The organism is Paraburkholderia sp. BR10923 (assembly GCF_040948765.1).
Taxonomy (GTDB): domain Bacteria; phylum Pseudomonadota; class Gammaproteobacteria; order Burkholderiales; family Burkholderiaceae; genus Paraburkholderia; species Paraburkholderia youngii.
Window position 1 is genome coordinate 1 of the sequence record NZ_JBFPKO010000078.1, and the last position, 7020, is coordinate 7020.

At 57.5% G+C, this 7020-nt stretch carries 6 protein-coding genes and 4 pseudogenes; 6 read left to right on the plus strand and 4 right to left on the minus strand.

The annotated features are described in order from the left end of the window. A partial coding sequence (locus AB3X94_RS40910) for a transposase domain-containing protein (protein WP_368614415.1) occupies window positions 1-179 on the plus strand: 179 nt, incomplete at its 5' end. Window positions 180-221: 42 nt separating this feature from the next. Here the strand turns inward: AB3X94_RS40910 and AB3X94_RS40915 are convergent. Next, window positions 222-857 carry a hypothetical protein gene (locus AB3X94_RS40915; protein WP_368594306.1) on the minus strand — a complete coding sequence of 212 codons (636 nt, stop codon included), beginning with the start codon at window positions 855-857 and terminating at the stop codon, window positions 222-224. 444 nt (window positions 858-1301) lie between these two features. Further along, on the minus strand, window positions 1302-2036 hold the full coding sequence (locus AB3X94_RS40920) for an IS6 family transposase (protein ID WP_368614414.1): 735 nt from the start codon (window positions 2034-2036) through the stop codon (window positions 1302-1304). A gap of 38 nt (window positions 2037-2074) precedes the next feature. On the opposite strand from AB3X94_RS40920, the pseudogene AB3X94_RS40925 reads away from it, so the two are divergent. Next, a pseudogene (locus AB3X94_RS40925) lies at window positions 2075-2221 on the plus strand (transposase domain-containing protein); the annotation flags it as partial. A 43-nt stretch (window positions 2222-2264) separates the two neighbouring features. Next, window positions 2265-2455 (plus strand): annotated as a pseudogene (locus tag AB3X94_RS40930) (integrase); the annotation flags it as partial. Between the two features lie 112 nt (window positions 2456-2567). Here AB3X94_RS40930 and AB3X94_RS40935 read toward each other — a convergent pair. Together AB3X94_RS40935 and AB3X94_RS40940 are read right to left on the minus strand one after the other, a co-directional pair. Further along, window positions 2568-4097 carry a SulP family inorganic anion transporter gene (locus AB3X94_RS40935; RefSeq protein WP_368594304.1) on the minus strand — a complete coding sequence of 510 codons (1530 nt, stop codon included), beginning with the start codon at window positions 4095-4097 and terminating at the stop codon, window positions 2568-2570. Window positions 4098-4199: 102 nt separating this feature from the next. After that, the gene (locus tag AB3X94_RS40940) at window positions 4200-4820 is read right to left on the minus strand and encodes a carbonic anhydrase (RefSeq protein WP_176112474.1); all 621 of its coding nucleotides are present in this window, start codon (window positions 4818-4820) and stop codon (window positions 4200-4202) included. A 925-nt stretch (window positions 4821-5745) separates the two neighbouring features. Here AB3X94_RS40940 and AB3X94_RS40945 point away from each other — a divergent pair. The 3 genes and pseudogenes from AB3X94_RS40945 to AB3X94_RS40955 all read left to right on the plus strand — a co-directional run. Then, window positions 5746-5853: pseudogene (locus AB3X94_RS40945) on the plus strand (IS6 family transposase); the annotation flags it as partial. Between the two features lie 514 nt (window positions 5854-6367). Continuing rightward, window positions 6368-6803 (plus strand): annotated as a pseudogene (locus tag AB3X94_RS40950) (DDE-type integrase/transposase/recombinase); the annotation flags it as partial. A 46-nt stretch (window positions 6804-6849) separates the two neighbouring features. Continuing rightward, on the plus strand, window positions 6850-7020 hold a 171-nt coding region (locus tag AB3X94_RS40955; RefSeq protein WP_368594308.1), incomplete at its 3' end, for a transposase.

Consider the following 7020-nt stretch of genomic DNA (forward strand, 5'->3'; position numbering starts at 1 on the left):
CGCTTCGAGCCGGGCAGCGAGCCGCGGCCATCATGAGTCTGCTACGTTCAGCGCAACTGAATGGGCACGAACCACATGCCTATCTGAAGGACGTCCTGACGCGACTGCCAACCCACAAGGCCAGCGATATCTCAACATTGCTGCCTCATCGCTGGCAGCCGGCGGATCCTATCCGCTAGTTCAATTCGTCAAGACGGGTTTGCCGGCCGCTTACTCCCGAGCTACGGCGACACCTGCACGAATTGTAGAGTCTCATCTAGCTTGAAATCAATTTCATTGATGCCATCACCAAACACAACCTCCTTCGGGTTACTAACATATGTCCCTGAAACAGCCACGCCTTTCTTTTCCTCAGTTGTACATATCCAGTAGGTCGGATGTGTGTCAAAAATATATTTGCCATTTGGCTTTCCTGGCATTGCAAATGCTGGCAAGCTATTCATATAGACGGCAATGCTCATATTTGTTGACTCTCTAACTGTGAATGAAGTGTCTGTCATGACCAGCATGCTACCGTTTGGCACTTTCTTGTCGTGGAATGCCAGAGGAGATGTCTTAAACTGATCATTGGAATAGATCACGCCCATAGCGTTGTTGCCGTTAGCAGTGGTCGGATCCATGGTTTGGATCGGCCCGCCTGAGCACCACTCGACACCCGGTGTTAGTGGTTGGTCGGAGGTCCCCCAGTTTAGCGCCCAGTCGACTGTCCAATGGTACGTGTTCGTGTTGCCATCGTTGATCGTTTGCAGAAGCCAAACTAATGGCAAGCCTGTTTTTAAATTAGGGTATGTCTGATAGATAGCGACCTTTGCAGGAGCTCCGCTGGAATTGACCACGGATATGGAGTATGAAGACATGAGTGTATCCCCTTTCATGCTTAAAACTGTTGATGACCAACTTGGTCGGAAAAATGTGAACTATTGTCGGGCAACGCGGGAAAATTCTACGAAGCGATTGAGGAACGTACTGCGTTTCAGGCTAATCGAACGCGTTTGGACGCGTTCACGATACCCCAGCAGTTTGCATACCAGTTGCCCGACAAGCACAAAATACGGCCGACTCTACGCGTTAATGCTTGAGATAACTGTCATGTGAGTCAGGTTTCCGACATCACGTGTTGGTAAGCGTACACGTTGAAGATGACTTCACTCCTTCGGACAGTTTGTTGAGAAATTGAGTGGGACTGCCGGGGTGATCATGCTGCCGATCTAATCGCAGGCAGCGCCGCGAAGTATGCCTCGTTGGGGGCGTTGTCACGTTAAGGTATACGAGACGCAAGAGCGCACAGGAGGTAGATTTGCTCAGAAATTGGACGGATCCTGGGTGAGCCCAGTGAAGCGATGCCAGCCGGCAAAGCGTGCGGCGAGCTGTTTGCGATAGAGTGAGGCACGCAGTAAATGTCGCTTGAGCGCGAAGTGCTGGCGAATCGGACCGAAGCTCGATAAGAACGCTTGTGTGCGACCAGGATCGCGAAAACCACGCATCCGGCGTTCGCGCTCACGCGTAGGCTGATGGCTGTTTTCGGCACGGTTGTTCACCCGGGCCGCAGCCTTGACGAAGACGTGTTGGATGTTTGCCAGTTCGGGAATTTCGGCCTTCGCGGCCGGATAGCTGCGCAATTGATCGGTGACAATCCTTCGTGGCGCGTCGGCACAGGCGGCCAGCACGCGGTTGAAGAAGCGCTTTGCTGCGGCCTTATCGCGATGTTTCTGCAGCAGGATGTCGAGTTCGGCGCCGTGCTGGTCGACTGCCCGCCAGAGCAGATAAGGCTCACCGCGCAACGTAACGAAGACTTCGTCCAGATGCCATGTGCGCCCAGGCTTGCGGCGAGCAGCCTTGATGCGATGTGCGAAGCCCGCGCCGAATTTGTCGCACCAGCGGCGGATCGTCTCGTAACTGACAACGACACCGCGCTCGAACAGCAGTTCTTCAATATCACGCAGGCCAAGTTGGAACCGGAAATACCACCGAACCGCGAGACTAATGATTGCCGCCGGGAACCGGTGGCCGTGATAAAGCGATTTTCTTTTCTTCATCGTGACATCTTACGTGACTACCTCGCCAACGTGACAGTGCCCTCATTGGCACCGCCAAACTCAATGGCATCGATCTAGAGGCGTATCTGCGCTTCGTGCTCGCACGCATCGCCGACCCTGCGATCAACCGCATCGACGAACTCGCGCCGTGGGTCGTCTCCGATCAGCTCCGCGCCGCAGTCTGAAGATCGCGATCTCCAGTCAAGACGTTGCTGGCGACGCGCTTACGATGCAACCGGTTATCGTGCGCATCTGCGCCATCCCACTTCCCGCGCTTTGGGGGGGCGCCGGCACGACCGCAATCGTCGCCCGAATGGCTGCCGTTCACAGGCGAGGTGCCGCCGAATTCCATCGCCTATGCACTATCAGTTCAGGGTGCATTGTTTCGCTGGCTGATCGAGCAGCGCTACGTGCTGGCGGAAATTCGCTTCCCATCGCAACTTTCGGACGCGTTAGTGCCAGTTTTCTCGCAATGACGATCGGGCCTGCTAGACCCGTTCGTCATGGATCGCATTCACTGTTGGCGTGCGGTCAGACGCTTGAGCGCGTTGCAGGAGGTAGCACCGTAGCGGCGTCTCGCACCTCCACCGCGATCGACCGCAGTGGCGCCTCGGCAATGAAACGGTCTAGCAGTTCGCGCACGTCGTGGTCGATGAAATCGGCGCGGGTTGTGTCGACGATGAGGGTCGCCCGATCCGGGATATGCGCTAGCATCTCCTTGAGCGCCACCTTGCCGAGAAACGATACATCCTTGCGAAACGAGAGCAGGAAATGGTCGTCGTGTCGCGCGAGGGCAATAGGCCGATGCAGATTCGCCCACAACGCGAACGCGGCGCTGCACAGCACGCCGAGGACAATTCCGGTGAGCAGATCGATGGCGAGCACCCCGATGATCGTTACAATGAATGGAGTGAACGATGCCGCTCCCTGTTTCGCGAGCGTAATCAACAGCGACGGTCTGGCGAGCTTGAAGCCGGTTTGAATGAGAATGGCGGCCAGACTCGCGAGCGGAATCAGGTTGATCGCATCCGTGAGCGCGAACATGCTGACGAGGAGCAGCGCGCCGTGCACGATTGCGGAGAGCCGGCTTCGCGCGCCGGCGTGGACGTTGGCCGAACTGCGGACGATGACGGATGTGATGGGCAATCCCCCGATGACACCTGCCACCATATTGCCGACCCCTTGCGCTTTGAGTTCGCGATTCGGTGGTGCGACGCGACGCTGCGGGTCGATCTGCTCGACGGCTTCGAGGCTCAGGAGCGTTTCTAGACTGGCGACAACGGCAAGCGTCAAGGCGACGATCCATATTTCCGGATCCACAAGGCGCGCGAAGCTCAACCCGAACTCAGGTAAATGCAAGGCGTCGCCAAGCGCCGCGAACGATTTGATGGCCGGCAACGCTACGCGGTGCTCAGGTGGTAACGCGAGCGTGGCGCCTAGCGCGCCGCAAACCAGCGTCGCGCTTACGCCCGCAACTACGACGACAAGCGGCGCGGGCACGAACCGCACTAGCGCGAAGCGTCTCAATGTATGCGTGTCCCAGGCCGCAAGGATGGCGAGCGAGATGGCGGCGACAGTACAGACGATGGGCGAGATGGATGCAAGCGCGCCTGCCAACGATTCGGTGTTGCGACCCGACGTCAGACCGACTGCAAGTGGGATCTGCTTGATGATCAGCAGCAGTCCGATGGCGGCGAGCATTCCCTTGATGACGGGTGTGGGCACATACGAGGCGAGCTGGCCGGCCCGAAGCGTGCCGAAGCCGAACTGGATGACACCCGAGAGCAGCAATGCAATAAGGAATGCAGAGAAACTACCGAGACGCCCGATGCCGTCGACGACGATCACGACGAGGCCCGCGGCGGGGCCGCTCACACTGAGGGACGATCCGCTGAGCAAGGCAACGACGATGCCACCAACGATGCCAGACACCAGCCCGGCTAGCGGCTCTGCGCCGGAGGCTTCTGCAATGCCGAGACACAACGGCAGCGCGACAAGAAAGACTACAGCGCCGGCAGCGACGTCACGTAGAAGCGCAGACGGGAAAGCTCTCGAAGTCATGATGGAAGCGAAAAATAGTGAAGGGTGGATACCGCGACGCCAAACTTGTGCGACTGCGATTTTTTGGTGAACGAGGTAAGCGGAGCGATCTGGAGCGACGGGTCAGACGGGGGCGATTGCCTTCGTTGTTTCAGGCTCATAGCCCGAGTCGAGTTCGCGCAACTGGCCGTCGTTCAGTGAAAAGATCCAGCCGTGCACAAGGGGAGAGGGTGCACGCTCACGCACGAGCGGATGCTCGCGCAGCAGGCGTACCTGTTCGAGTACATTAAGTTCGACGAGCCGGTTGATGCGTGCCTCTTCCGATGGCAGGCGAGCGAGCGCCGCGTGATGCGTGTGTGCGAGCGCGCAAAGCGGCCTGATGCGGCGGTTGAAGTGCGGCAGGGCGTCGGCTGGCGGAAGTAGCGAGGCGCGCACGCCCCCGCATCCGTAGTGCCCGCAGACAATGATGTGCGCGACCCGCAGCTCACACACAGCATATTCGAGCACGCTCATGGTGTTGTCGTCGTCGAGATGAAGAAGGTTAGCGATGTTGCGATGAACGAACAGATCCCCCGGCGCGCAGTGGGTGATGGTTTCGGCGGGTACGCGGCTATCTGAACAGCCAATCCAGAGCACTTGCGGTTTCTGCCCCATGGCTAGAGCGCGAAACAAGTTTGGTTCGCGCCGTCCCATTTCTTGGGCCCACGCGACATTGGCGACGAGCATGCGTTTTGGAAGATTCACGAGTCGAGACTCCAATCAGGTTGTTGGCTTCGATCAATGCTTGCGAATAGCCTTCTATCAAGAAAATGGCCGGTCGCTCGAAAAAAGAAACCGGAACGATGACAATAAGTAGCGCGGACTTCGCCGTCTCCCGTCAATCAACCTAAGCAGTGCGCCCGTCCCCGCCGGCATACACTAGGAGAGTGCTCGCACATAGGGAAAATCAGCGGGCGACCGCTCTGGAGCTGGAGACGGGCTACTGCGCAGGAAACGTTTTCCGCGCCTTGCCGTGATCCGATGGACTGGTCTTGATATCCCCTGGCATCTATCTATCACGACGACGCGCCGGCCATTCGGCCGCGCGGGGTCGTCCCGTGGCAGTATGCATGAGCGTCCTCTCCGATCGCCCACGCTAGGCGTTTCATTTCCAGCGTTTCCTTGCTAAGCGGGTGTTACAACTGAAGAGGTCCTTGATGGTGGCTGAGAACACCGATGCCGACAGGACTGACTCAGCAGCTTGTGCTAGCGGCCAAAGTGTTTTCGCGAGGTTCCTTGCCAGCCAAAAATTTGATCGACGGACGCCGTGCCGACTGCCATTTGTCCTCGCCCCGGCAGAAGATTCCTCCATGATGGCGATCTCATACAGTGTTGTGCGCCAACAGTTGGTGTTGGTTGAGCTTGATGAGAATTTCGATGCATTTGGTCCAGTCATTAAGGTTTCCTTAACAGAAAAGTCTATTGGATATTGTAGGCGAGTCATTGTGTCGCAATTGTGTCGTCGAATACCTTAGGATACCAACTGCGCTTTAGAGATATTGATCAGATATAGCAAAACAGACCTCAATAGGGACCTGCGCAAGCATAAATTAATTTGATGACCTCCTTCTCGGTAGTCTCGCTTGGTCGGCACTGTCACGTTGCCGGGATGGTCGAGTAAAGTCGTGGGATGAAGAATGCAAAGTCGCTTTGCCACGATCACCGCTTTCCGGTGGCGGTCATCAGACACGCAGTCCGGTGGTACTTCCGGTTTCAGCTCAGCCTGCGCGACATCGAGGCACGCTCATTCCGATCCCGATCGACCCCTTCCGGAAGAGGCGCTTTGCTGCGGCCTTATCGCGCCGATTTTGCACCAGCACGTCGAGTTCAGCGCCGTGCTCGTCGCAACAGATACCGCTTGCCGCGCAGCGTCACGAACATCTCGTCCGGATGCCATTGCTGCCCGGCTTGGGCCGCGCTGCTTTGGCGCGCTGGGAGAATCGAGCGCCAAAGCAGCGCGCCATCAGCGGATCGTCTCATAGTGACCGCGACACCCCGTTCGAGCCACACCTCGTCGACGTCCAGAAGGCTCAGGCTGCCCCGAAAACCTCACCGACCCGCCCGGCTGTGCCCGTGACAAAGCGATTTCGCTTTCTTCACCACTTCATTCTGTCGCTGGCCTACCGTCAACCTGACAATGCCAGTGCAAGTTGAGATGCACCACTAAGTGCAGCGTTCCTCTGTGAGTATTAAAAAATTCCCATATAACTCATCAAAAAATTTGATGGCGTGTAGCCGGTCTACTGGTTATCAAATTCGGCGCAGGGTTCGCAGATTGCGTCAAAGCTGCTCGCCGCAAACCCGGCCGCACATAGAATCTTGACGAAGTCTCCGTTACGTTGCTCGGCGAGTGTTATCTGCTCCCTGGCGGGCAGTCGGCCAGCACGGCGCCGAACTCGACATCCTGCTGCAGAAACGTCGCGATAAGGCCGCGTAGCAAAGCGCTTGTTCAACCGCGTGCTGGCAGCCTGTCTCGACGCGCCACGAAGGATGGTCATCGAGCAGTTGCGCAGCTATCCGGCCGCGAAGGCCGAAATTCCCGAACTGGCAAACATCAAACATGTCTTCGTCAAAGCCAGTGCTCGGGTGAACAACCGCGCCGAAGACAGCCATCAACCTACGCGTGAGCGGGAGCGCCGGATGCGTGGTTTCCGCGATCCGGATCGCACACAACCGTTCTTATCGAGCTTAGAGCGTGTTAGGAACTTCGATTGAGACCTGGTATCCTGGCGGGATGAAAACAACCGACCGCAAAGGGTATCCGACTGATGTGTCGGGTGAGGAATGGAGTTTCGCGGCGCCGTATCTGACGCTGATGGACGTTGACGCGCCCCAGCGCAAATACGAACTGCGCGACATGTTTGATGCATTGCGCTGGATGGCTCGTGCCGGCGCGCCGTGGAGG